The organism is Mesorhizobium sp. B2-7-1, from assembly GCF_006440735.1.
In the GTDB taxonomy this organism is placed as follows: Bacteria; Pseudomonadota; Alphaproteobacteria; order Rhizobiales; family Rhizobiaceae; genus Mesorhizobium.
This window is the reverse complement of record NZ_VFUA01000011.1, coordinates 29,807-54,867: the sequence shown is the minus strand read 5'-3', so window position 1 is coordinate 54,867 and position 25,061 is coordinate 29,807. Positions and strand designations below refer to the sequence as shown.

At 62.3% G+C, this 25,061-nt stretch carries 24 protein-coding genes; 14 read left to right on the top strand and 10 right to left on the bottom strand.

Annotation, left to right across the window (positions count from 1 at the left end; translation table 11 throughout):
• Positions 1 to 231 precede the first annotated feature (231 nt).
• Positions 232 to 558 (top strand): ATP-dependent Clp protease adapter ClpS, encoded by a 327-nt coding sequence (clpS, locus tag FJ471_RS06940; RefSeq protein WP_040972327.1) that lies wholly within the window; start codon positions 232 to 234, stop codon positions 556 to 558.
• A 6-nt stretch (positions 559 to 564) separates the two neighbouring features.
• Positions 565 to 3,030 (top strand): ATP-dependent Clp protease ATP-binding subunit ClpA, encoded by a 2,466-nt coding sequence (clpA, locus tag FJ471_RS06935; protein WP_140802432.1) that lies wholly within the window; start codon positions 565 to 567, stop codon positions 3,028 to 3,030.
• Between the two features lie 343 nt (positions 3,031 to 3,373).
• Here clpA and FJ471_RS06930 read toward each other — a convergent pair whose 3' ends face one another.
• From FJ471_RS06930 to FJ471_RS35205, 3 genes are all read right to left on the bottom strand, one after another.
• Entirely contained in the window at positions 3,374 to 4,339 is a 966-nt protein-coding gene (locus tag FJ471_RS06930; RefSeq protein ID WP_246684632.1) for an asparaginase, read from the bottom strand.
• A gap of 276 nt (positions 4,340 to 4,615) precedes the next feature.
• Positions 4,616 to 5,101: a transposase gene (locus FJ471_RS35210; RefSeq protein WP_246684631.1), complete on the bottom strand. Its 486-nt coding sequence runs from the start codon at positions 5,099 to 5,101 to the stop codon at positions 4,616 to 4,618.
• 63 nt (positions 5,102 to 5,164) lie between these two features.
• Positions 5,165 to 6,094 carry an ISL3 family transposase gene (locus FJ471_RS35205; RefSeq protein ID WP_246684636.1) on the bottom strand — a complete coding sequence of 310 codons (930 nt, stop codon included), beginning with the start codon at positions 6,092 to 6,094 and terminating at the stop codon, positions 5,165 to 5,167.
• A gap of 146 nt (positions 6,095 to 6,240) precedes the next feature.
• Between FJ471_RS35205 and FJ471_RS06920 the strand changes: the two genes are divergently transcribed.
• Entirely contained in the window at positions 6,241 to 6,867 is a 627-nt protein-coding gene (locus FJ471_RS06920; protein WP_140802430.1) for a chloramphenicol phosphotransferase, read from the top strand.
• 65 nt (positions 6,868 to 6,932) lie between these two features.
• Here the strand turns inward: FJ471_RS06920 and FJ471_RS06915 are convergent, their stop codons facing one another.
• Entirely contained in the window at positions 6,933 to 8,006 is a 1,074-nt protein-coding gene (locus FJ471_RS06915) for a helix-turn-helix domain-containing protein (protein WP_140802429.1), read from the bottom strand.
• A gap of 194 nt (positions 8,007 to 8,200) precedes the next feature.
• Between FJ471_RS06915 and FJ471_RS06910 the strand changes: the two genes are divergently transcribed.
• The 5 genes from FJ471_RS06910 to FJ471_RS06890 all read left to right on the top strand — a co-directional run bounded on the left by FJ471_RS06910 (position 8,201) and on the right by FJ471_RS06890 (position 14,820).
• Positions 8,201 to 10,567, top strand: a complete 2,367-nt coding sequence (locus tag FJ471_RS06910) for a glycoside hydrolase family 3 C-terminal domain-containing protein (RefSeq protein ID WP_140802428.1) — start codon at positions 8,201 to 8,203, stop codon at positions 10,565 to 10,567.
• Positions 10,568 to 10,635: 68 nt separating this feature from the next.
• Positions 10,636 to 11,871: an ABC transporter substrate-binding protein gene (locus FJ471_RS06905; RefSeq protein ID WP_140802427.1), complete on the top strand. Its 1,236-nt coding sequence runs from the start codon at positions 10,636 to 10,638 to the stop codon at positions 11,869 to 11,871.
• Between the two features lie 118 nt (positions 11,872 to 11,989).
• Entirely contained in the window at positions 11,990 to 12,865 is an 876-nt protein-coding gene (locus FJ471_RS06900) for a sugar ABC transporter permease (protein WP_140802426.1), read from the top strand.
• Entirely contained in the window at positions 12,862 to 13,746 is an 885-nt protein-coding gene (locus FJ471_RS06895; protein WP_140802425.1) for a carbohydrate ABC transporter permease, read from the top strand. Before FJ471_RS06900 ends, FJ471_RS06895 begins: the two co-directional genes overlap by 4 nt.
• Before the next feature lie 3 nt (positions 13,747 to 13,749).
• Positions 13,750 to 14,820, top strand: coding sequence for an ABC transporter ATP-binding protein (locus FJ471_RS06890; protein ID WP_140802424.1), 1,071 nt, complete (start codon positions 13,750 to 13,752; stop codon positions 14,818 to 14,820).
• 123 nt (positions 14,821 to 14,943) lie between these two features.
• On the opposite strand, the gene FJ471_RS06885 is transcribed toward FJ471_RS06890, so the two are convergent.
• Both FJ471_RS06885 and FJ471_RS06880 read right to left on the bottom strand, forming a co-directional pair.
• Complete coding sequence (locus FJ471_RS06885) at positions 14,944 to 15,372, bottom strand: HIT family protein (protein ID WP_140802423.1); 429 nt, start codon at positions 15,370 to 15,372, stop codon at positions 14,944 to 14,946.
• A gap of 65 nt (positions 15,373 to 15,437) precedes the next feature.
• Positions 15,438 to 17,135, bottom strand: coding sequence for a sulfatase-like hydrolase/transferase (locus FJ471_RS06880; RefSeq protein ID WP_140802422.1), 1,698 nt, complete (start codon positions 17,133 to 17,135; stop codon positions 15,438 to 15,440).
• A 171-nt stretch (positions 17,136 to 17,306) separates the two neighbouring features.
• On the opposite strand from FJ471_RS06880, the gene FJ471_RS06875 reads away from it, so the two are divergent.
• A complete protein-coding gene (locus FJ471_RS06875) occupies positions 17,307 to 17,471 on the top strand; it encodes a cytochrome oxidase subunit III (RefSeq protein WP_116390151.1) in 165 nt (54 codons plus the stop codon).
• A gap of 10 nt (positions 17,472 to 17,481) precedes the next feature.
• Here FJ471_RS06875 and FJ471_RS06870 read toward each other — a convergent pair whose 3' ends face one another.
• From FJ471_RS06870 to FJ471_RS06860, 3 genes are all read right to left on the bottom strand, one after another.
• On the bottom strand, positions 17,482 to 18,696 hold the full coding sequence (locus FJ471_RS06870; RefSeq protein WP_140802421.1) for a GNAT family N-acetyltransferase: 1,215 nt from the start codon (positions 18,694 to 18,696) through the stop codon (positions 17,482 to 17,484).
• Between the two features lie 166 nt (positions 18,697 to 18,862).
• Complete coding sequence (locus FJ471_RS06865; protein WP_140802420.1) at positions 18,863 to 19,591, bottom strand: glycerophosphodiester phosphodiesterase; 729 nt, start codon at positions 19,589 to 19,591, stop codon at positions 18,863 to 18,865.
• A gap of 8 nt (positions 19,592 to 19,599) precedes the next feature.
• Positions 19,600 to 20,064 carry a RidA family protein gene (locus FJ471_RS06860; protein ID WP_140802419.1) on the bottom strand — a complete coding sequence of 155 codons (465 nt, stop codon included), beginning with the start codon at positions 20,062 to 20,064 and terminating at the stop codon, positions 19,600 to 19,602.
• 139 nt (positions 20,065 to 20,203) lie between these two features.
• Between FJ471_RS06860 and FJ471_RS06855 the strand changes: the two genes are divergently transcribed.
• From FJ471_RS06855 to tsf, 4 genes are all read left to right on the top strand, one after another.
• Positions 20,204 to 21,034 (top strand): cell envelope integrity EipB family protein, encoded by an 831-nt coding sequence (locus FJ471_RS06855; RefSeq protein ID WP_140802418.1) that lies wholly within the window; start codon positions 20,204 to 20,206, stop codon positions 21,032 to 21,034.
• 82 nt (positions 21,035 to 21,116) lie between these two features.
• The gene (locus FJ471_RS06850) at positions 21,117 to 21,395 is read left to right on the top strand and encodes a DUF4031 domain-containing protein (protein WP_140802417.1); all 279 of its coding nucleotides are present in this window, start codon (positions 21,117 to 21,119) and stop codon (positions 21,393 to 21,395) included.
• Between the two features lie 191 nt (positions 21,396 to 21,586).
• Positions 21,587 to 22,366 (top strand): 30S ribosomal protein S2, encoded by a 780-nt coding sequence (gene rpsB / locus FJ471_RS06845; RefSeq protein WP_140802416.1) that lies wholly within the window; start codon positions 21,587 to 21,589, stop codon positions 22,364 to 22,366.
• 122 nt (positions 22,367 to 22,488) lie between these two features.
• On the top strand, positions 22,489 to 23,409 hold the full coding sequence (gene tsf, locus FJ471_RS06840) for a translation elongation factor Ts (RefSeq protein ID WP_140802415.1): 921 nt from the start codon (positions 22,489 to 22,491) through the stop codon (positions 23,407 to 23,409).
• 53 nt (positions 23,410 to 23,462) lie between these two features.
• On the opposite strand, the gene FJ471_RS06835 is transcribed toward tsf, so the two are convergent.
• Positions 23,463 to 24,389 carry a LysR family transcriptional regulator gene (locus FJ471_RS06835; RefSeq protein ID WP_140802414.1) on the bottom strand — a complete coding sequence of 309 codons (927 nt, stop codon included), beginning with the start codon at positions 24,387 to 24,389 and terminating at the stop codon, positions 23,463 to 23,465.
• A 114-nt stretch (positions 24,390 to 24,503) separates the two neighbouring features.
• Between FJ471_RS06835 and FJ471_RS06830 the strand changes: the two genes are divergently transcribed.
• Entirely contained in the window at positions 24,504 to 25,031 is a 528-nt protein-coding gene (locus FJ471_RS06830; RefSeq protein WP_140802413.1) for a nuclear transport factor 2 family protein, read from the top strand.
• The last annotated feature ends 30 nt before the right edge of the window (positions 25,032 to 25,061 follow it).

The following is a 25,061-nucleotide window of genomic DNA, read 5'->3' as shown; positions in this document are numbered from 1 at the left end:
CCCGGTCGCGGAAACGCGGCCGGGTTTTTTCATGTCCGATCGCAACCCGATGCACCTTGCCGCATTCACGATTGAGAAATTCGCTGAGGTTTGCCCACCTAGCCATATTGTCAGCTAAACAGAAGGGCTTAAAATCGTCCATCGAGAACCTACATGTTGAACTCGCATGAGGATTCGAAAAGGCTGGACTACGTGACGATCGGTTTGACTGCCACGGCAGGTGTGGTGCGAATGCAAAGTGACGGAGACCGCAACGATCCCGGTCGCGGCACCGCTGTCATCACGCGCACCAAAACCAAGACCAAGAAGCCCAGCCTCTACCGGGTCCTCATCCTGAACGACGACTACACTCCGATGGAGTTCGTCGTTCACGTCCTGGAGCGTTTTTTCCAAAAGGACCGCGAGGCCGCCACACGCATCATGCTTCATGTTCACAATCATGGAGTGGGCGAGTGCGGTGTCTACACATTCGAGGTGGCCGAGACCAAAGTGTCCCAGGTCATGGATTTCGCCCGACAGAATCAGCATCCGCTGCAATGCGTGATGGAGAAGAAGTGAGGTAACATGCCGGCTTTCTCCCAAGGCCTGGAAAAGGCGCTACATCAGGCGCTGACATTCGCCAACGAGCGGCATCACGAATATGCGACGCTCGAACACCTGTTGCTCGCCCTGATCGACGACACCGAGGCGGCCGCCGTCATGCGCGCCTGCAACGTCGATCTCGACGAGCTCAAGCATACCGTTCTCACCTACATCGACACCGAGCTCGACAACCTCGTCACCGGCTACGACGAGGATTCGAAGCCGACGGCAGGCTTCCAGCGCGTCATCCAGCGCGCCGTGATCCATGTCCAGTCGTCCGGCCGCGAGGAAGTCTCCGGCGCCAATGTGCTCGTCGCCATCTTCGCCGAGCGCGAGAGCCACGCCGCTTATTTCCTGCAAGAACAGCAGATGACCCGCTACGACGCGGTCAACTACATCTCGCACGGCATCGCCAAGCGCCCGGGCGCTTCGGAGCAGCGCACGCCGCGCGGCGCCGAGGACGAGCAGGGCGGCCAGAACGGCGCCGAGCCGCAGGAAGAAGGCGGCAAGAAGAAGCAGCAGGACGCGTTGACGGCCTACTGCGTCAACCTCAACAACAAGGCGCGGGCCGGCAAGATCGACCCGCTGATCGGCCGCGACAGCGAAATCAACCGCACCATCCAGGTGCTGTGCCGCCGTTCCAAGAACAACCCGCTCTATGTCGGCGACCCGGGCGTCGGCAAGACGGCGATCGCCGAGGGGCTGGCCAAGCGCATCGTCGAGGGCGACGTGCCGGAAGTGCTGCAGGACGCCACCATCTTCGCGCTCGACATGGGCACGCTCTTGGCCGGCACCCGCTATCGCGGCGACTTCGAGGAGCGGCTGAAGCAGGTCGTGAAGGAACTCGAGGATTATCCTGGCGCGGTGCTGTTCATCGACGAGATCCACACCGTGATCGGGGCGGGCGCCACTTCGGGCGGCGCCATGGATGCATCGAACCTGTTGAAGCCGGCGCTGTCGTCCGGCGCCATCCGCTGCATCGGCTCGACCACCTACAAGGAGTTCCGCCAGTTCTTCGAGAAGGACCGCGCTTTGGTGCGGCGCTTCCAGAAGATCGACGTCAACGAGCCGACCATCGAGGACGCCATCGAGATCATGAAGGGCCTGAAGCCCTATTTCGAGGAGTTCCACAAGGTCCGTTACACGAGCGAAGCCATCAAGGCCTCGGTCGAGCTCTCGGCGCGCTACATCAACGACCGCAAGCTGCCGGACAAGGCGATCGACGTGATCGACGAGACCGGCGCCTCGCAGATGTTGGTGCCGGAGGCCAAGCGTAAGAAGACGATAGGCATCAAGGAGATCGAGGCGACGATCGCCACCATGGCGCGCATCCCGCCGAAGACGGTCTCGGCCGATGACGAGAAGGTGCTGCAGGGACTCGATATCGAGTTGAAGCGCGTCGTCTACGGCCAGGATACGGCGATCACCGCGCTGACCTCGGCGATTAAGCTGGCGCGTGCCGGCCTGCGCGAACCTGAAAAGCCGATCGGCTCGTATCTGTTCTCGGGTCCGACCGGCGTCGGCAAGACGGAAGTCGCCAAGCAGCTTGCCGCCTCGCTCGGCGTCGAGCTGATCCGCTTCGACATGTCGGAATACATGGAACGCCACACCGTCTCGCGGCTGATCGGCGCGCCTCCCGGCTATGTCGGCTTCGACCAGGGCGGCCTGCTCACCGACGGCGTCGACCAGCATCCGCATTGCGTGCTGCTGCTTGACGAAGTCGAGAAGGCGCATCCGGACCTGTTCAACATCCTGTTGCAGGTGATGGACCACGGCAAGCTGACCGACCATAACGGCAAGCAGATCGACTTCCGCAACGTGATCCTGATCATGACGACCAATGCGGGCGCGTCGGATGCGCAGCGCGCGGCGATCGGTTTCGGCTCGACCAAGCGCGAAGGCGACGACGTCGAGGCGATCAACCGGCTGTTCACGCCGGAGTTCCGCAACCGTCTCGACGCGAGCATCCCATTCGGCTCGCTGCCGGTGCCGGTGATCCATCAGGTGGTGCAGAAGTTCGTCATGCAGCTCGAGGCCCAGCTGTCCGAGCGTGGCGTCACCTTCGACCTGTCGCAGGACGCGATCGCCTGGCTGGCCGACAAGGGCTATGACGAGCGCATGGGCGCGCGTCCGCTCGGCCGCGTCATCCAGGAGCACATCAAGAAGCCCCTGGCCGACGAGGTGCTGTTCGGCAAGCTCAAGAAGGGTGGCACGGTGCGCGTCACCGTCGAGAAGAAGGAAACCGGCGAGTCCGGCCTGAAGCTCGAGTCGCTCGCCGACGAGTCGCCCGTGCAGCCGAAGAAGGAAGAGCCGGAAGACGCGCCGAAGCCGAAAAAGGCGGTCGCCAAGAAGCCCGCGCCCAAGAAGACCGTGGCACAGAAGCCGGAGCCGAAGGGCAAGGACGGCAACAAGCGCAGCCTTGTGCCGCAACTGCCGCGCAAGGGCTGACAAGCGCTCGCTTGAAATACAAAAGGCCCCGGAAACGGGGCCTTTTTCGGGTCTGACGCATTCTCGCTGCGGTCCCAGCCTAATGCATGTCGCCCAAAAGTGCGCAGCGGTTTTGGGGGAACGACATGCATCAAAACAAAGACTTAAAGCGCGTCGCCTGAATCCGTTTCAGCGCGACGCGCTTTAGTGGTGAAAAACTAACGCTTGGTACCCGGCATCGAACGGCCGGAGGGACCCACTGCGGCCGTTGATCGGTTGCGAGACAAATGTCGGGCGCGAGCGGGGAAGGGGATCCTTCGCTTGAAGTGTCCTATTAGGGAGCTATGCGGGGGCGGGAGCTCGCTCACCCGCAGACCGCAGCCAACTCGCGGCGCATTTCTTCTGGGCTCATCCCCACGCCGAGCAATACGGAAATCAGGATACGCAGCTTTGGCCCGGTAAGATCGCCGCCGAACACTACTCCCGCCCTCAGTAAATCCTTGCCACCGCCACCGCCATAAATCGGCAACACGCGGCCTTCGCCACATCGTGATGCAACGAACACCGGAATACCGCCAACGATGATCTCCTCGATAGCCTTCGCGACGATTGGGTTTGCGTTCCCTCTTCCGAAGCCTTCGAGCACGATTGCCTTTGCACCACTTGCCGCCGCATAGCGGATCAGACGGTCATCGCAGCCAAGCACCATCCGTATAAGGTCGACTCGGGGCTCAATGGCTTTCGCTGCAAAGGTTTTCCGAAGGGCCGGCAGACGGGATACACTGACGGTGTCGCCATCAATCTCGCCGAGCTTCCCATGGTTTCGCGAGACAAATGCGTCGACCCGAGACGTGTGGCTTTTGGTAACATCGCGCGCGGCGTGGAAGTGCTGTTCCATGAGGACGACCGCGCCCAATCCCACCGCCAAGGGCGATGCAGCAAGCCTGATGGCGTCAGTCAGGTTCCGCGGCCCATCCCTGGCCGGGTCATCGGCGCTCCGCTGAGCGCCTGTGAATACCACGGGCTTGTCATTCACCAGAAGCAAATCGGCGAGGTATGCACTTTCCTCCATCGTATCGGTGCCGTGGGTAACGACCACGCCAACGCAATCTTCCTTTGCGAGATGGATGTTGATCCGCTGCACCAGATCGAACGCAATCGGCAAAGTCATCGCGCAACTGACGATATTGATGAAGTCGTCGACCCTAATGTCGACGTTGCGAGGAATGTCCTGGATTGCGTCTCGAACTTGCTGCCCAGCAACGCTCGCGATGACGTGATCCTCGGCGTCAATGCGCCGCGAAGCTATCGTTCCTCCTGTAGTGATCAACCAGATACATGTCACGCAGGGCGGCTTTCGGATCGGACAACATCGGACAACAATTGTTCCCCAATATAACTGATTGGGTCTCAAATGGAATGGTCGCAGCGGTCGCCTGTGTAAGCTCGCCGTAACAACTGCCTTGCCGGCGCGCATTCCTTCCCTGACAAACGCGGACGCAAACGACTGCTCGTGGCGCCTCCGGCCGATCCAGTCGGCGAGGGACGGCAGAGAACCACCTGAACCGGTCCTTTGTCACGGGTACCAAGCGTTAGGTTTTCACCACTAGGTTGTCCCGACAAGGCGGGCCTGAAGCAGATCGATCTTGGCGCGGCCGTACATCTGTCGTTTGATAAGTTTGAGCTTGGTGATCTGGCCCTCGATCTGGCCATTCGACCATGGTGATGTGATGGCATTGCGGACCGCGGCCATGTCCTTTTCGACTCCGTTGGCAAAGGAACTCACGAGACTTGCTTTGGCGCCCTCGAGCCAACCGTCCAATTTTGCCACCGCCTTCGATCGGATCATCCGGTGAAAGTCATCGATCAACGTTCGCGCGATGGGCAGTTCAGGGACATTATTCTCGATCGCGGCAACCAGCACGGCATCCGATTTGGACAAGTCGTCGCGCGCCAACGTCATGAGTCTTGCGATACTTCGTGCCGAAGGCGTGCGAGCAAGCGCGCTTTGGTCGGCCTTTTCGGCCAGCCGCCGGCGCCGCGCCCATTCGGAGACGACACCGCTCTGGCCGTGGAAGCCCTTCTCGCGCATTTCGCGCCAGAGCGCCGATGCATTCCGTGCGCCTTGCCCCCAACGGCTGTCGAGCCAGGGAAGTCATTCCTCGAGCGAGCTCTGGCGGACGCGGAACACGTCGGAGCGCTGGCCACGAATGACGCTGCGGACGAGCTTACGGCTATAGCCTGTACGCTTGACGATCTGCTTGATCGAAAGGCCCTGCTTCGACAATTCCAGGATGGCCCCGTTCGTCTCCTGCCGGCGTAGGTATCCGTCATATTGCAGCCGCTCGGCATAGGTGAGAAGCCCAGGATCGATGACGGCGCTGCCGACTGCCTTTCGGATCTGACGCATGGTTTTGCTGACCGCATCGAGAAAGGCGCGGCTGGCGTTTTCCATTAGGTGCCAGCGGTCGGCCACCTGATCGGCATGCGGCAGCGCCTTGGCGATCGCCTCGCCATACCCGCCGCCCCGGTCACGCGCGACGGTCGTGATGGACGGATGGCCTGCGAGCCATGCCTGCGATGTCGCCTGCTCGCGATCTGGCAGCAATGTCACCGGCCTGCGGCGCTCGAGATCGCAGACAATCGTCCCGTATCGCTGACCGCGTCGGAATGCGAAATCGTCGATACCGATGATGGCGAGCTTATCGCGCGGCTGTTCAGACCGCCGGCGCACGACGCGCAACAGGGTATCGTTGCTCACCGGCATCATCAGGCGATCGGCAAAGGCCGCAGCCGGCCTGCCCCCCCAACGCCAGTCCCAGGTGATGGACGATAGTGTCGAGACGTCCGGTCCTTCGCGACAACGGAGCCAATACATTGTCGCCAAAGCGCTCAGCAAAATGCGGCGGCGACAAAGAACGGCATCGCACCAGAAACGGCGAACCGTCACCCGCAGGATGACTCGTCGACCAGCGATGGGCAGATCGGCGACTTGCCGTATGTATCGGCTCTGGGTTCGACGGGAACAGGTCCCGCAGCATGGGCATGTTGCCGAAACCGCCGCGGCGCGCACATCAAGAAACATGCAATCGGTGTCGATTTCGGCTTGTTCGACGACAAACCCGGCAGGCGCCAATCTCGTCGACCCAAATCTGCGTCCCATCGCGCTGATTCCCCCTCGGAAATCGCGACATCAGCCTTCACATGCAGCAAGATTGAGTCAGCCCCCTTTTGGAAGCCGGACAGATCATCATCCTCAACGGCGCGCCGCGCTCGGGAAAGTCGAGCATTGCCGCCGCGATCCAGGAGACATTCGAGGGCGTCTGGATCAATCTCGGCGTCGATGCCTACGCACTCGCCATGCCACCGCGCTTGCGTCCCGGCATTGGCTTACGCCCCGGCGGCGAACGCCCCGATCTTGAGGTTTTTGTGTCGGGCCTCTACGCGGCGCTTTACGATGCAATCGCCGCCCACAGCCGGCTGGGGCTCAATGTCGTCGCCGATGTTGGCCATCACGACGCCTATTCGAGGCCGCTGAACATCCTTCCCGAATGTGCTCGCCGCTTGGCCGGCCTGCCGGTCCTCTTCGTCGGCGTCCGCTGCCCGATCGAGGAGATCTTGCGAAGACGCGCGGCAGGCGGGGCTGGTACGCCATATGTCATCGGAACGGACGACGATCCCACACCGCTGCCCGTGCGCCTCTGGCAGGAAGGAGTGCATAAGCCCGGCCTTTACGACTTGGAGATCGATACGTCGCTGCTAAGTCCGCACGCCTGCGCGGAGGCGATCCGGGACAGGCTTACGGCGGGGGCGGAGCCGACGGCCTTTCCGACATTGGCGCGCCGGTTGGCAAGTTGAGTGGAGGCCGCATCAGCCTGAAGCGCGGGCGACCGGACAATCAGGCGGTGTTGGTCATCCTGCGCTCAAGACATCGCCAGCGCATGAGACGGCGTAGTTTCACGGGTCGGGTTGTGCGGCGCGCTTAGGACGATCTGGCGCTTGTCATGTGGCGCCAGCCCGACCGCGAGCTCCGCCGCCTTGCCCACATCCGTCGCGAGAACCATCAGAAGCTTCTGGACTTCGGCAGCATCCTCGGTGGTCAATACGCTCTGCGGTTTCGACGGGCGGCGGCCGCGACGGAATTCGGCCGGGCTGCAGCCGAACCGGGCGCGGAACTTGTTGTAGAAGACGGCCGGGTTGCCGAAGCCGCTGCGCTCCATGATGGTCCCGATCGTATGATCGGTCGTACGCAGCGTCTCGGCGGCGCTGTCGAGCCGCAGGTTCTGTGAATAGTCGCGATAGCCTATGCCGAGATGCCGCTTGAACAGGCGCGACAGGTGGCTGAGCGTCAGTCCCTCGGCGTCAGCGATCTCGCCGAGGTGCTGACCTGCGTCCTGCTCGTTCAGCGTATCCATGATGCGCAGGATGCGGCCGCGGCTATCGGACCGCAATTGCGCCCCCGCCGCATCGGCCTCCTCATGCGGGATCCAGCGGTAGATGTAGCAGGCAAGCAGATTGGCGATCGTCTGGCGGACCATGATCTCTTCGGGATGGTTGCTCTGATCGAGAACGAGCCGCGCCATCAGCGCCTTGATCGGCGCGACGCGGTGCATGAAGGAGCGGCTGTGCAGGAAGGTGCGGCAAAGATATTGCCGCGAGGCGAACCCCGGCAGGCCGAGACGCTCGAAATACGCGGCGTCGAGATGCACGCCGCAGACCAATGTGTTGCGTGAGACGGACGTCGAATTGTGCGGGACGTCGGCATTGATGATGATCGTGTCGCCCTGATCCATGTCGCAGACCTGGCCGTCGACGATGAGGCGGAACTGTCCGCGCAGCACAAAAAGTATCTCGATTTCACGATGCCAGTGATAGGGCACGTCGGCATAGCCGTGCACGAAAGCGTGGCAATGCGCCTCCGATGAGGGTCCGTGATCTTCGAAACCGCAGTCGAGTTTCTCGCGCCCGAACTCGGGTCTCAGATATGCGACATTCATCGGTATCCTCCCTGGATATGCCTATTAAATATCAAAAACTGTCGTAGCTCCAGAGCAATTTCGACGGCTAGATGACAGGCTTTCGCTATGTCATCGTCATACCGTTCTCGAGCGCGGACTATCGATCCGGGCGACCGTGCAAGGCTGTGGAAGTCGGTGTGCCGACGCCCGGCACAAATGAGGTAGGCAGCTTTATGGCTTGGAATATATCCGACAAGGAACTGGGCGCGCTCGTGGATCAGATGACCCTCGAGGAAAAGACGACGCTGGTGACGGGATCCGGTCTTTGGCGCACCGCAGCCAACTACAGGCTCAACATTCCCGAGGTTTTGATGACCGACGGGACTTATGGCGTGCGCTATTCGATCGAGCAGATCGATGGGCTGCAGGACGGTGGCAGCCAGCTCGCGTCATTCCTCAGCGTCGTCAATGCCGATGTTTCGCGTGGCGTCGAGGGTGCGTTCGGTTCGACCCGTCCCGCGACCTGCTTCCCGAACGGATCGTCCTTCGCCTGTTCGTGGGACGTCGGCCTTGCGCACGAACTCGGCGAGGCGCTGGCGCGTGAGTGCCAGGCCTTCGGTGTCAATCTGTTGCTCGGTCCCGGCATCAACATCCGTCGTACTCCGCTCGCCGGCCGCAGTTACGAATATTATTCCGAGGATCCAACCCTGTCGGGTGAGATCGCGGCGGCGGTCATCAACGGCCTGCAAAAGAACGGCGTCGGCGCTTCGCTCAAGCACTTCGCCTGCAACAATTCCGAGGTCCAGCGGACCACGATGAGTTCGGTCGTGGAGGAACGCGCGCTGCGCGAAATCTATCTCGCCGGCTTCGAAAGGGCGATCCGCAAGAGCAATCCGTGGACCGTCATGAGCTCCTACAACCGGCTGAACGACGTCCAGGCCGCCGAGAACCACTGGCTCTTGACGCAGGTCCTGCGCGACGAGTGGGGCTATGACGGCGTGGTCGTCTCGGATTGGCACGGCATCAAGGATCGGGCCGCCTCGATGAATGCGGGCAACGACCTCGACATGCCTGAAAGCGAGGCGCGCAGGCAGGAGCTGCTCGAAGCGGTGAAGGACGGACGTGTCCCGACCAAGGTGCTTGACCGGGCGAGCCTGCGGATCCTCAAGCTGATCCGGACGGCGCGCAACGGCATCCGGGCGGACGTCACGGCGGACTTCAAGGCGCACCACGCGCTGTCGCAGCGCATGGCCGTGGAATCCATCGTCCTGCTGAAGAACGATGGCAACCTCCTGCCGCTTGACGGAGCCAGCTTGCGGCGGATCGCCGTGGTCGGCGCCGCCGCGTGCGAGCCTGTCATCCAGGGCTCGGGCTGTGCCACCACGCGACCGACCGAGGTCGATATTCCACTCGACGAAATCCGCCGCCTAGCGCCAGGCGCGACCGTCACGTTCAACGCAATATCCGACTTCGCACCTGGCAGCGCCGGTGAGCAGGCGGCGCTCTCGGACATCGACGGCGCCGACGTCGTGCTGTTCTTCGGCAATACCGAGGTCGGATACGACGGCGAGGGGTCCGACCGCGCAAACCTCAACCTGCTTGATGGACAGGATGAATTGGTCGATCGCCTTTCGCGGCGAAATGGCAAATTCGCCGTGATCCTAGCCTCGCCCGATGCCGTCGCCATGCCCTGGGCGGATCAGGCCGCGGCGATCCTCTCGATGTTCTTCGCCGGTCAGGGAGCGGGTCGCGCCGCGGCGGAAGTTCTGTTCGGCATCCACAACCCGTGCGGCAAGCTGACCGTCACCTTTCCGGTCCGGCTCGAGGATACGCCCGGTTTCCTGACTTATCCCGGCGAGAGCAACAGGCACATCTACAGCGAAGGCATCCACGTCGGATACCGCTCCTACGACAAGCGCAAGCTCGCGCCGCTTTTCACTTTCGGCTTCGGCCTGAGCTACACGACATTCGACTATTCCAACATCGAGATCGACGTCGACCATATCAATGCGACGAGCACCTTCACCGTTTCGGCCGACGTGACGAACACCGGCACGCGCGCCGGCAAGGAGATCGTCCAGGTCTATGCCCGGCCGCACAAACCGCGCCTCATCCGCCCGCTTCGCGAGCTCAAAGGCTTCACCAAGGTCGAATTGCAGCCCGGAGAAACCCGGCGTGTCGAAGTGGTGATCGAGGCACGCGACCTCCGCTACTACGACTGCGACTACCGGGCCTGGTTGCTCGACGCCGGCAAGCTGACGATCGAAGTGGCCGCGTCGTCGCGTGACATCCGGCTGGAGAAGGAGATCGCGGTGGAGGCGCCGGCACTGCCCACGAGCATCCTTAACGTGGAGAGCCAGCCGTCCACGGTGCTGGAGCAGGAATTCACGCGCAAGCAGTTCGGCATGTTCCTCAAGGACCAGCTCGATCTCAGCGACGAGGAGACCGACAAGATGCTGGAATACTGCGGCGGCTCGTTCCTCGGCATCTACAACACCGTTGCCTGGATTACCGGCAACAAGATCTCCAGGGACACCATGGCCGCGTTCCTGGACAGCCTGAACAAGGAAATGGGCAGGGCGGTCGGAAAGGCCGCCTGAAGCCACCGGTAAAGCATATCGACCGCTGCGAAAGAACGCGGAATTCAACAACCTCAGGAGGAAACAAGATGAACCAGCAACGCCTTTCCGGCGCGATCAGCCTTCTCGGCTTGCTCGCCATGTCCAGCCCCGCCTTCGCCCAGACGGTCGACGTGCAGCAATATTGGACCAGCGCCAGTGAATCGAAGGCGATGAACGCGATCGCCGATGCCTTCAAGGCACATGGCGGCAAGTGGATAGACAGCCCGTCGGCTGATTTCGACTCCACCATCGCGGCGGCGACCAGCCGCATTGCCGGCGGCGAACCGCCGTCGGCGGTGCTGATGACGCCCAGCGCCGCGATGCGGGATCTGGCCTCGTCCGGCCAACTGCGCAATCTCGACGATCTCGCGGCGGCGAATGGCTGGCAGAAGGCCATGGTGCCAATCGTATGGAACAAGCTCACCGTCGACGGTCATCTCGTCGGCCTGCCCGTCGGCATCCATGCCGACAACTGGGTCTGGTATTCCAAATCCGCCTTCGAGAAAGCGGGGATCGAAGAGCCGAAGACGCTTGACGACATGTTTGCCGCCGCCGACAAGCTCAAGGCGAGCGGTTCCATCCCCTTTGCCGTCGGTGGCGAGCCCTGGCAGGAAGTGTACGTCCTTACCTCGATGATCATTTCGCTCGGCGGTCCGGAATATTGGAACGACCTGTTCGTCAAGCGTGATCCCGAGGCCCTGAAGTCGCCGATCCTGCCCAAGGCGTTCGAGCTGTTCCGCAAGGTCGGCACCTACACCGATCCCGCGAGCGCCGGCCGCTCATGGAACGAGACCACCAACCTGGTGACGACGGGCAAGGCCGGCATGCAATTCATGGGCGATTGGGCGCGCGGCGAGTTCCTCGCGGCCGGACAGACCGCGGGCAAGGAGTTCGGCTGCTTCCTCGTGCCGACCGAGAAGCCTGCCTATGCCGTCGTCGTCGACATCTTCGCCTTCCCCGTCAACAAGGACGAGGACCGGGTCAAGGGGCAGACGCTGCTTGCCGAAACCGTCATGGATCCGGCGGTCGAAGCCAAGATCGCGGCGGTCAAGGGCTCGGTGCCGTCACGGCTCGATGTCGACACCAGCACGCTGGATATGTGCGCGGTCAAGGGCGTGAAGGCGCTTGCCACGCCCGGCGTGGCGGTCTCCTCCACCTATGACGCCCTCCCGGGTGATCTGAACGGACAGATGACGGATCTCGCGACGCAGTTCTGGACCGACCCCTCGATGTCGGTCGAGACCGCCGTCAAGGGCCTGGCGGACATTCTCCAGAGCAAGTGAAGCTGATGGCCGCAAGGGCAGGGCCATTGTTGCGGCTTCGGCCAGGAGGAGCCCGGGCAAAGTCCGGGCTTGCTCGATGCGAGCGGGGGTGCGGCGACGTGCCGGCAGGAGGAACCAAATGTCGACCTGGCTGAACCGGCAGGCCTTCAGGCCGGATGTAACCGTGGCGGTGTTCTTCGCCGTGGTGGCGCTGTTCTTCTACGGGTCGATCCTGTGGACGTTCTACATGTCCCTGACCCGCTCGACGCTGATACCCAACTACCAGATCGTCGGCCTGGACCAGTACGTCAAGCTGTTCACCAACCAGCGTTGGCTCGTCTCCTGTTTGAACATGGTGGTCTTCGGCGTGCTCTACATCCTAGGCACACTGGCGTTCGGGATACTGCTCGCCGTGCTTGCCGACCGCAACATCAAAGCCGAGTCGCTCTTTCGTACGATCTTCCTCTATCCACTAGCCGTCTCGTTGATCATCACCGGCCTTTCCTGGCGTTGGCTTCTCGATCCCACAACGGGTCTGCAGGCGCTGATGCGCGACATCGGCTGGGAGAGCTTCACCTTCGACTGGCTGACGCGCTCCGACCGCGCCATCTACACCCTCGTCATTGCCAGCATATGGCATTCCGCCGGCCTGGTGATGGTGATCGTGCTGGCCGGCCTGCGTGGCATCGACAACGATCTATGGAAAGCGATCCGGATGGAAGGCATCCCTTTGTGGCGGGCATACTGCCAGGTGATCTTTCCCGGCATGCGGCCTGTCATCGCTTCCTGCGTGGTGTTGCTGATGTCCGAGGTGATCCGAGGCTATGACCTCATCATCGCCATGACCAAGGGCGGCCCCGGCATCTCGACGGAAATGCCGGCGAAGTTCGCGGTGGATTTCTATTTTGCCCGCGTCAATCTCGGCTTAGCCTCGGCAGCCTCGATCATGATGCTCGTGCTGTCGCTCATCATGCTGGCGCCTTACTTCTACAGCGAATTCCGGAGGCGCACATGACGGCGGCCACCGTTCGCCGAGGAACGGCATTCGCGCCAAGGGCGGCCCGGATCGGCCTCTATGTGTTCCTGGTCGTCTCCGCCGTCTTCTTCATACTGCCGCTTCTGCTGGTGATCATGAACTCGCTGAAGCCGATGGAGGAGATCCGCCAGGGCAATTTGCTCGCGCTGCCGGTCAATCCCAATCTCGAGGCCTGGGCGACGGCCTGGGCAAGTGCCTGCACCGGCCTTGATTGCGCCGGCATCCGCCCTGGCCTGTGGAATTCGATCAAGATCACCATACCGAGCGTGGTCATTTCCACCCTGGCGGGGGCGCTCAACGGTTATGCGCTGGCGCAGTGGAAGTCGCGCCACGCCAACATGATCATGCTGTTGATCACCGTCGGCCTGTTCATCCCCTATCAGGCGATGCTCTATCCGACCGTGAAGATCCTGAGCACAGTCGGGATGTTTCGCACCTATGCCGGCATCGTCTTCGTGCATATCATCTACGGCCTGCCTTACACGACGCTGCTGTTTCGCAACTTCTATGTCGGCATCCCGGACGAGATCAGCCGCGCGGCGCGGATGGAAGGGGCGAGCTTCCTCAGGACATTCTGGTCGATCATCCTGCCGATCTCCACCAACATCCTGGTCGTGGTGGCGATCCTGCAATTCACCGGCATCTGGAACGACTATCTGCTCGGCCTGATCTTCGCCGGCAACGACAATTTGCCGATGACCGTGCAACTCACCAACATCGTCGGCAATTCGCGCGGCGTTGCAAATCCCAACGTCAACATGGCCGCGGCGTTGATAACGGCCATTCCAACGCTCGTCGTCTACTTCCTGTCGGGCCGGTATTTCGTACGCGGCATCGCCGCCGGCGCCGTAAAGGGTTGAAACATGTCCAGTATTTCCTTGCGCAAGATCAAGAAATCCTTTGGGGCGCTCACCATACTCCACGCTGTCGACATGGAGATCGACAAGGGCGAGTTCGTCGTCATCCTCGGCCCGTCGGGCTGCGGCAAGTCCACCCTGCTCAACGTGATCGCGGGCCTCGACGAATGCGACGAAGGCCAGATCGTCATTGAAGGAAAAGACGTCAGCGGGCTTGAGCCGAGCGGGCGGGGCCTGGCGATGGTCTTCCAGTCCTACGCGCTGTTCCCGGCAATGACGGTTCGCCGCAATCTGTCGTTCGGCATGGAGATCGCCGGAACGCCGAAGGCAACGGTGACGGAAAAGGTTGCCTGGGTCGCCAAGCTGTTGCAGATCGAAGCGCTGCTCGATCGCAAGCCCGGCCAGCTTTCCGGCGGCCAGCGCCAGCGCGTCGCGATCGGCCGCGCGCTGGTGCGCTCGTCCAGCATCTGCCTGTTCGACGAGCCGCTCTCCAACCTCGACGCCAAATTGCGCGCCGAAACCCGCGTCGAACTCAAACAACTGCATGAGACCCTGGGATCGACGATGATCTATGTCACCCATGACCAGATCGAAGCCATGACCATGGCCGATCGCGTTGCCGTCATGCACAAGGGCAAGGTCGAGCAATTTGCCCACCCGCAATCGATCTATGAGAAGCCGGCAAGTCTTTTCGTGGCCGGCTTCGTCGGCTCGCCCGCGATGAATTTCCTCGAAGGCCGGATGGACGATGCAGGGCGCTTCGTGACCGCCGACGTCCCGATCGACATTGACGGTTACGCTTTCGAAGGAGCGCGGCCGTCCGGCGAAGCCGTGCTCGGCCTTCGCTGCGAGGATATAGTGGTGGTTGAGCCCGGCACGCCACGGAGCGTCCCGGCGAAGCTCGCGTTCACCGAACTCCTCGGCGCCGACGCGCTCGGCTGGTTCGATTGCCTCGGCAAGCGCTTCAGCGTCCGGCTCGGCGTCGAAGCAGCACGGTCCATGCATAAAGAAGTCGGCCTGCGCTTCGACATGGCGAAGGCATCTATGTTCTGCGCTGTCAGCGAGAGGCGACTCTAGTGCGTTTCACCGCTTCACGGAAATGGTGAAACGCCCTATCTCTTTGTTTTTACGCGATTCCGAGTGGAAGGTTACGGCGCGAAGGCGCCGAACTTAACCGCTCACACTTTTCCTGGAATTGCTTTAGGCGCCAAGCGCTGCCCGAATTTTTTCGGCATTCGCGGCCAGCACTTCGGGCTTCTCCATCGCACCGCTGTGCGGCTTCAGCGGCACGCCCTCGAAGCGCGGCACGACGTGGACATGGAGATGGTAGACGGTCTGGCCGGACGCCGGTTCGTTGAACTGCATCAGGGTGACGCCGTCGGCGTTGAAGGCCTTTTTCACCGCGACCGCCAGTTTCCGCACGACGCCAAACAATGGGCCGAGCGTCGCCGGATCGGCGTCGAGCATGTTGCGCGACGGTGCCTTGGGCACCACCAGCGTGTGGCCCATGCCTTGCGGCATCACATCCATGAAAGCGACGACCGCATCGTCCTCGTAGACGCGGTGCGAGGGAATCTCGCCGCGCAGGATTTTCGCGAAGATGTTGCCGGGATCATAGGCTTCGGCCATGGGGTGACACTCCCAATTGCATTCGCCGTCCGGTGTAGCGAAGCCGCCGATGGGCGGCAAGGCGTTCAGGTGAGATCGACCATGCCCGCTTCGACAAGAGCCCGGTGGAAGCGTTTCTTGCGCATGGACTCGCTTGCGAAATAGGGAGCGGCGCAATCCGCCAGAAGAGCCATCCTGGTGGCGAATACCGGGTCGAGCGGGAGACGCGCGGCGGACATGGTCAATGTCGACAGGAATGCCGCGTCGAGCATGGCCGGAGCGGCCAGATCGCCGGGCAACGCGCCATTGATCGCCTCGATTGCGTAGAAGGTCTTGTGCAAAGCCCTGTCGGAAGGCGGCAGGCCGGTGAGGGCGGCCGTGAACGACGGCTGGTGATCGCCATAACGCACGACGATGGCAGGCTGGCCGTTCAGCGCCGTTTCGAGTTTCTCGCGAAACGCGGCATAGGCCTCGACGCTTTCAGCCAGTCGCACGGCATATTCGCCGTAATTCTCGCTACCGGTCAGCGCGACGGCTTCACGGCGGATGTCGGCGCGAAGCTCGGGAGGAAAAATGCGGCGACGATGATCGCCGTGGTTCATCAGCGTCATTATCGAGAGAAAACAGGGTTTCTCGCTTTCCAGGCGGCCCGCGATCCGGCCCAGCGCATGGCTGTAAAGCTGTTCGTCATGACGTTCGCGACGCCAGCGCTCCAGATCGAAGGGCGGCGGCAAGGTTGCGGCATAAGCGACCTCCTCGAACCCGATCGATTTATAGAAACGATCGCAATTGACGAAGTTGGGACGGTCGCAGCTCACATGCGACACATGATAGCCCATGCCGGAAAGCACCGAAGGCAATGCGTGGCGCACTCGCCCGGCCAGCAGATGAAAGACGAAGCGGCTGTCGTTTCCAAAGGAAAGCGAGGACAGGCCGGTCAGCACCGAGAATTCGGTCTGCAGCGTGCTGCCGCCGAAAACATCGACGTGCAAAGCCCCCGACAGACCGTTCACGGGTGAGAAGAAGTGTTCAAAAGCACGGTTGATCGGCACGCCATGATGCCTCGGATCAAAGGTCGATTCATGCAGGATCATGAAGATGTGCGGCCGAGCCTCGCCACTCGGCCGTTTTGCCGGCACAGGCGGCAGAAACGGCAGCGGATCGGGAGTGATGTCGACGAAACCCGGCCGTTGCGAAGGTCCCGCGCCGAGCCATGACGCCACGAAGGCGGAAAGATGCGCGCGATCCCTGGTGAGCAGGTCGAAGCGGAAGCGAGGCGCTCCGCCGCTGAGCCGGTAGACCGCGATATAGATCAGGATCGCCGCGGCGAACAATGCGAGGCGCAGCGAGAGCGACGTCGCCTGTTCCACCACAGTTATGTCGATAAGCATGGCGACCGCAACGATCGCTGCGCCGGCGAAGAGGGCAGGGATCGCCATTCGGGCATTGTCGACAAAGACGCTGTGCCAGCTGCTCGCCGCCAGATGATAGAGATCTCCGGCCAGAAGATTGAAGCCAAGATAGCGATACTTCAACTTTGAAGCGATGCCGATGATGGCCGTCAGCATGAGCGTCATCCAGAGTGCGACGATCGTGCCCGGAAAAAGCAGATGCAGGAACGCAAAGAGAAGGAAGAAGGTGGAAAAGCCGAGCGGCCAGGTTCCCAGCTTGCCTTCGAGCCGGACGGTCAACAGCAGCGCGGCCGCAAGCCCCGCCACACCGAGCCATTGCCCGACGTCCCAAGATGCCAGAAACAGCATGCCAACCCCGAGGTGCTCGCGCACCAATACCCCTGTGGGGTGACTTAGCGGATTCCGTCGATCCGGTAAACAGCGGGCGCTAGATGCGCGTCATTTGCTTCGCCAGTACTATCGGCTGTTCTTGACGGCACGCTCTGCTATTGCATGAGCGCCGACATTTGTCGTCTGACGCTGCAATCTCAGGACGGAGCAATCATGAAGTGGGTCGTCGCCGGTTGGCTGCTGTTCATCGTGTCGGCGCTGTTTTTCATCGCCGCGGCTTGGCGCGCCGGCGATTTGCTCGCGCTTGCCGGCGCCGTGCTGTTCCTGGTCGCCTGCTTTTCGTTCCTGGTTCCGATCGCCGCCGGAAAGCCGCACTGACCGCGAGACCTTATTCCCCGAGGTCCTTGCGGAAGGGCGTGTGCTCTTCGAGATATTCGCCCATGCGCTCGACCTCGCGCCGCTCGCGCCTGAGATAGTCGGCGACGGCGTTGCGCAGGCCGGGATGCGAAATGTAGTGCGCCGAATGCATGGTCACGGGCTGGTAGCCGCGCGCCAGCTTGTGCTCGCCCTGCGCGCCTGCCTCCACCACCTTGAGCTTGCGTTCGATGGCGAAATCGATCGCCTGGTGGTAGCAGACCTCGAAATGCAGGAAGGGGTGGTCCTCGATGCAACCCCAGTTGCGCCCGTAAAGCGCGTCGGAACCGATGAAGTTGATCGCGCCGGCGATATAGCGGCCGTTGCGCTTGGCCATCACCAGAAGAATGTCGTCGGCCATGCGCTCGCCGATCAGCGAGAAGAACTGCCGGTTGAGATAGGGCCGGCCCCATTTCCTGCCGCCGGTATCCATGTAGAAGGCGAAGAAATCGTCCCAGGCGCTTTCGGTGATGTCCTTGCCGGTCAGCCGGTCGATCGAGATGCCGTCGACAAGCGCCTCGCGGCGTTCCTTCTTCATCGCCTTGCGCTTGCGCGAGGCGAGCGTGGCGAGGAAATCGTCATAGCTCGAAAAGCCGTCGTTGAAGAAATGGAACTGCTGGTCGGTGCGATGCAGGAAGCCTGCCGCTGCCAGCGTCGCGACATCGGCCTCGTTCGCGAAGGTGACATGCGCGGAAGAGACGCCGAGCTTGTCGGTCACCAGCTTCAGGCCTTCCGCCAGGCCGGCTTTCACGGCACCTTCATTCTCGCCTTTGCTGACCAGCAGGCGAGGGCCGGTGACCGGCGTGAACGGCACCGAGCATTGCAGCTTGGGATAGTAGCGGCCACCGGCGCGCTCGAAGGCGTCCGACCAGCCATGGTCGAAGACATATTCGCCCTGGCTGTGCGATTTGAGGTAGCAAGGAACGGCGCCGAGAAGCCTGCCTTGCGCCGTCTCCAACCTGAGATGGTGGCCCTGCCAGCCGGTGCGTCGGACCGCGCAGCCGGAGTCTTCCAATGCGCTCAGAAAGGGAAACGAGACCAGCGGGTTGTAGCCGTTTTCTTTGTCGCTGCGCGTGGTTCCGGCAAAGCCGTTCCATTCCTCGCAGGTGAAGGCGCCGATACCCGCTGCGACGCGGATCGCATAATCCGCGTTCGCCGCCTGTCCATCGTCGTCATCGCCTTGATCCATGCCGCTTATTTAAGCGTCCTCAGGGCTGCTACAAGTCACGTTTCGGGCATTCCCGAGAGCATGATGCCGAAAAGTGTCAAGCGGTTTTCGGACGACATCATGCTCTCTCTTTAGATTGATAGAGGCGGATCAGATTTCAGGTCGTTTGACCTGAAATCATCCGGCTCTAGGCGACCTTGACCAGATCGGGCTCAAAGCCCTCGAAGGTCATCTGGTCGGCATATTTGAAGGTGAGGTCGACCGCCGGCTGGTCATGCACGGTCCAGGTGATGACCGGCATTTTCAGCTTCTCGCGCACGAAGCTGACGAAGGGGTTGGGCAGGTCGCCGGCGGCATAGGAGGTGAAGGCGAGGTCGTGCGCAAGCATGGCGAAATGCGCTTCGATCAGCTGGTTGTCCCTGCCGTACGCAGTCAGCCCGCCGGGGATGCCGGGCGCGTCCCTGGCGAAGTCGCGGATCAGCCAGTGATCGAACGACATGATCGCCACCATGCCGCGGTAGTGCTTGAGCAGCCGGCCGACGCTTGCCACCAGCCCGGCATCGTGGCCCGGAACGCCTTTCAGCTCGACCACCAGCGGCACGCGGCCGTCGATCAGGTCGAGCGCTTCGTTGAGCGTCGGCACGTGGTCCTTAGTGCCGCCGATCCTGAGCGTCGCCAGTTCGGCGGCGGTGCGTTGCCAGACAAATCCGTCCTGGCCGGTCAGCCGTTTGAGATCGCCATCATGGATGATGACCGGGACGCCGTCCGACGAGATATGCACGTCGCATTCGATGGCATAGCCGCGCTCGGCCGCCGCGGCGAAGGCCGACAGCGTGTTTTCCCAGCGGGTCTTGTTCATGTCGTGGAGGCCGCGATGCGCGACAGGTCGGGCGATCAGCCAGGAAAGATCGGTCATCGTGAATCTCACTCGACTTCGAAGATCGCTTCGATCTCGACGGCGGCATTGAGCGGCAGCGAAGCCATGCCGACGGCGGAGCGGGCGTGCTTGCCGCGCTCGCCGAGCGCCGCGACCAGGAAGTCGGAGGCGCCGTTGGCGACCAGGTGCTGCTCGACGAAATCGGGCGTGGAGGCGACGAAGACGGTGATCTTGACCAGGCGCCTTATTTTTTCGAGATCGCCAAGCGCTGCCTTGGCCTGCGCCAGGATGTTGATGGCGCAGAATTTAGCGCCTTCCTTGCCGGTGGCGGTGTCGATGTCGCGGCCGAGCAGCCCGCTTGCCTGCAGCTTGCCGTCCTTCAGCGGCAACTGGCCGGCGGTGAACAGCGTGTTGCCTGTGCGGCAATAGGGCACGTAGTTGGCGGCGGGCGCGGCGGCGGCCGGGATGGTGACGCCAAGATCGCTTAGCCGCTTTTCGATTGTTTCGCTCATTGGTTTTCCCTATTGCTGGAAGACGCCGCGTTGGCCGGGCCGAAATTGCTATTTTTGCCTCGCTTCCGCCACGACTTTTTTTAAGCTGGACCATCTTTCCCTGCGGCCTGCCCCCCGGCTGCGACGATCGGAGTAACGCATGCGCGCAACGCGCCTTTTTCTCGCCGCCGCCTGTTTCTCGGCGGCGCTCCCGATGGCGCCGGCCTTTGCGGTGCCAGCGCTGCAGGCGCATCGCGCCGTCTACGATCTTACGCTCAGCAAGGCCTCCGACCGCTCGGGCATTACCGGCATCACCGGCCGCATGGTCTACGAGTTCAACGGCTCCGCCTGCGAAGGTTATACGGTCAAGTTCCGCTTCGTCACGCAGATCGTCACCAACGACAACACCAGGCTGACCGACCAGCAGACGACGACGTTCGAGGACGCCGAAGGCAAGACCTTTTCCTTCGTGACGAAATCCTTTGTCGACCAGAACCTCGACAAGGAAGTCAAGGGCACGGCCACCAGGGAAGCGAAAGGCCTCAAGGTCGATATCGACAAGCCGGAGAAGAGCAGTCTCGAGCTCGCGGCCACGCAGTTCCCGACCCAGCATCTGGTCGAGCTGATCGGCAAGGCCGAAAAAGGCGAGAACTTCTACCAGACCAATCTGTTCGACGGCTCCGAGGACGCCAACAAGGTGATGACCACCACCGTCATCGTCGGCAAGAAGGCGGATTCGGAAAAGACGGATCCGGAAGCCCCGGCGCTGGCCAAGCTCGCTTCCGACAAATACTGGCCGGTCGACATCGCCTATTTCGACGATACCGACAAAAGCGGCGAGGAGGTGCCGGAATACCGGATCAGCTTCAAGCTGCACGAGAACGGCATCACCCGCGACCTCGTCATGGACTATGGCGACTTCTCGATGACCGGCAAGCTGGTGAACCTGTCGCTGTTCGACCAGACCAAGCCTTGCCCGGCGTCGAAATAGCAATTTTCGACGACTGCGGACCCGGCTTGCGGCCCTGGCCTCCAAACGCCATGTATCGGGATCACCAAGTGCGGCGAGCCTGATGGCGGTCTATGTCGATGCGGCGATCTGGAAATGGGCCGGCCATCGCTGGTGCCATCTCCTCGCCGACGATACGGACGAGCTGCACCGCTTCGCCAGCGATCTCGGCGTCAAGCTTTCCTCCTATCAAGGGCCGCCGAAGACATCGGCGCCGCATTACGACATCACCGGCTTCGAGCGCGATCGCGCGGTCCGGCTTGGCGCCATCGAATGCAGCCGCGAGGAAATCGTTGCGATCTTCCGCCGCGTCAGGGTGCCGAACGGCAAGGTAAAACGCTGAGATTTGGGCGGATCGCCGGTTTCCCTGCGCGTGGCTTGCGTTTATGGGACTTCCCCTCTATATGCCCGTTCATTCCACACACGGACTTTGGTGTCTGCCCGGGAGAAATCCGGCTGAAACCTCCGGTGGCATCAGGACATCCCGTCCGAAGTGCCTGTGTCCGTGGAGGCCAACCGGAAAGGAACTAAAGAATGGCTCTGCCAGATTTCAGCATGCGCCAGCTTTTGGAAGCTGGTGTTCACTTCGGCCACCAGACCCACCGCTGGAACCCGAAGATGGCGCCTTACATCTATGGCGCCCGCAACAACATCCACATCATCGACCTGTCGCAGACGGTGCCGCTGCTGCACCAGGCTCTGAAGCAGGTGTCCGACACCGTCGCCAAGGGCGGCCGCGTGCTGTTCGTCGGCACCAAGCGCCAGGCCTCCGACATCGTCGCCGACGCCGCGCAGCGTTCGGCCCAGTACTATGTCAACTCGCGCTGGCTGGGCGGCATGCTCACCAACTGGAAGACGATCTCGAACTCGATCCAGCGTCTGCGCAAGCTCGATGAGACGCTTGCCGGCGAGGCCCAGGGCCTCACCAAGAAGGAGCGGCTGAACCTCGACCGTGAGCGCGAGAAGCTCAACAAGGCGCTGGGCGGCATCAAGGACATGGGCTCGACGCCGGACCTGATGTTCGTCATCGACACCAACAAGGAAGCGATCGCCATCCTCGAGGCCAAGCGCCTCGGCATTCCGGTCGTGGCCCTGATCGATTCGAACTGCGACCCGGACAAGATCGACTTCCCGATCCCGGGCAATGACGACGCGGCCCGCGCCATCCAGCTCTATTGCGATCTGATCGCCAAGGCCGCCATCGACGGCATCGCCCGCCAGCAGGGCGCGCTCGGCGTCGACGTCGGCGCTTCGGCCGAAGCTCCGGTCGAGCCGGCGCTCGATACTCCGGCAGCCGAAGCTCCGGAAGCTTGATAAGGAAGGCCGGATCCCGGCCTTCATCTTTCCAATAAGTTGGCGCGCTAAAGCGCTTTTGCCGAGCGCATCACCCGAGTCCCGGTTGGTGCGTCGGCACATTTTGAACCAAAGAGGCGACAATGACGATTTCGGCTGCACAGGTCAAAGAACTCCGCGACTTGACCGGCGCGGGCATGATGGACTGCAAGGCGGCGTTGAACGAGACCAACGGCGACATGGAAGCGGCTGTCGACTGGCTGCGCAAGAAGGGTATCTCGAAGGCCGACAAGAAGGCTGGCCGCACCGCGGCCGAAGGCCTGATCGGCGTCGATGCCGGCGTGCGCGAAGCTGCCATTGTCGAGGTCAACTCCGAAACCGACTTCGTCGCCCGCAACGAGCAGTTCCAGGAACTGGTCCGCAATGTCGCGAAGGTCGCGCTCGCCTACGGCGCGACCGAAGCGGTTGCCGCCGCCAAGTATCCGGGCTCCGACAAGTCGGTCACCGAGACCGTCAAGGACGCGGTCGGCACGATCGGCGAGAACATCAATTTCCGCCGTTCGGCGAAGCTCACCGTGCCGCATGGCGCGGTGGCGACCTATGTCCACAATGCGGTTGCGGACGGCCTCGGCAAGCTCGGCGTGCTGGTCGCGATCGAGACCACGGGCAATGAGCACGCGGCCAATGCGTTCGCGCGTCAGGTTGCCATGCATGTCGCCGCCACCAGCCCGATGGCGTTGACGGCCGAAGAAGTCGACCCGGCCGCGGTCGAGCGCGAGAAGGCGATCTTCGCCGACCAGGCGCGCCAGACCGGCAAGCCGGAAGCGATCATCGAGAAGATGGTCGAGGGCCGCCTGCGCAAGTTCTACGAAGAGGTGGTTCTCCTGAAGCAGGCCTTCGTGCTCAATCCCGACATCACCGTCGAGAAGGCGCTGAAGGATGCCGAAAAGGAGATCGGCGCTCCGGCGAAGATCACCGCCTACCTGCGCTTCGCGCTCGGCGAAGGCATCGAGAAGGAAACGACCGATTTCGCGGCGGAAGTCGCGGCGGCGGTCAAGAAATAGCTCTGATCCAAGGGGAACGTCGGCGTTTCCCTCAAGGTGAAGAGCTTACGAGCTCAGGCAACTCGGTCGGGTGTCCGCATGGATGCCCGGCCGATTTCTTGTGCGGTATCGATAAAGGCCCTGAGCTTCGGCGCCATCGATGCGCGGCGCGGGAAGTAAAGGAAGAGTCCGGGTTCCTCGATCGCCGTCTGCGGCAGGATCTGGGCGAGGCGGCCGGCGGCAAGGTCGGCGCGCACCAGTGGTTCGAAGACATAGGCGAGCCCGACGCCGGCCAGCGCCAGATCGATGGCGCCAAGCGAATCCGTGACGATGGCCGTGCCGTGCGTTTCGACGACGACGTCCTTGCCGTCGTCGTTCAAATCCCACCGGTAAAGCGCGCCTGACCGGACCAGCCGGTAGCCGATGCAGTTGTGATTGGCGAGATCGCCCACATCGCGCGGACGGCCGTGCTTTCCGACATAGGCGGGAGAGGCGACGATCACGGCTGTGAACGGCGGCGTCATCCTGACGGTGACCATGTCCTGCGCGATCATTTCACCCAGCCGGATGCCGGCGTCGAAACCTTCGCCAACGATATCGATTAGTCCCTGGTCGGCAACGATCTCGACCGTCACATCGGGATAGCGTTCCGCCATGGCCGCGACCACCGGCGTCACCGCCAGCGGAATCGCTATGTTGGAGGCGTTGATCCTGAGCAGGCCGACCGGCCTTCCCTTCACGCCGCGGATCCGGTCCATCCGCTCGGCGATGTCCTGCAGGGCAGGGGCCGCCGTCTCCACCAGCGCCTTGCCTGCTTCCGTCAGTGAAACGCTGCGCGTCGTGCGGGCAAAGAGCGGCTGGCCGATGCGCTCTTCCACCAGCCGCACCGCATGGCTGACGGCTGAAGGGCTCATGCCGAGCTCGGCCGCGGCAAGCGCGAAGCCGCCGCGCCGCGCCACGGCGACGATGACCGGCAGGTGTGTGAGCAGATCGCGATCCATTCATGAATGATATCGCATAGTCTTTGCAGACAATGCAACCTTATCGATGCTCCTGAGCCAGCTCATATTGGCGTCAACACATCGGCGGCGGGCTGATGCCCAAGGAGAGACGAAATGAACGCGTTGAGACATGTAACCTTTGCAGCAGGCATGGCGCTGGCTCCGGTCGATGCCGGCGGCGCCGAACCGGCCGGCTGGCAGGCGCTTGCCGACGAGCGCGCCGTCATCCGCATCGCCGACGCCATCGACCGCGCTGTCGATGCGCAGGACTGGAAGCTGGCGCGCGGCTATTTCGCCGAGCGTGTCACCGCCGATTTCAGCAGCCTGTCCGGGCAGCCCGCGGCCAACATCGCGTCCGACGACCTGATCGGCACCTGGGCGGGCAACCTCAAGGGCAGCAAGACCAGCCTGCATCTGCGCACCAACCATCAGGTGGTGCTCGAGGCCAATGCCGCGACTGTCCGTTCCAACGGCTATGCCTGGAACCGGATGGAAGGCAATGGCGAGCCGCTCTGGGAGGTCTGGGGTACCTACGAGCACCACCTGACGCGCTCGGCGTCCGGCTGGAAGGTCGACGGCTTCACCTTCCGCATGACGCATGAGCGCGGCAATCCCTGGGTCAAGGCGACTCCCGGCCAATAAGCAGCGAAAACCAGATCGGAACGGACAATA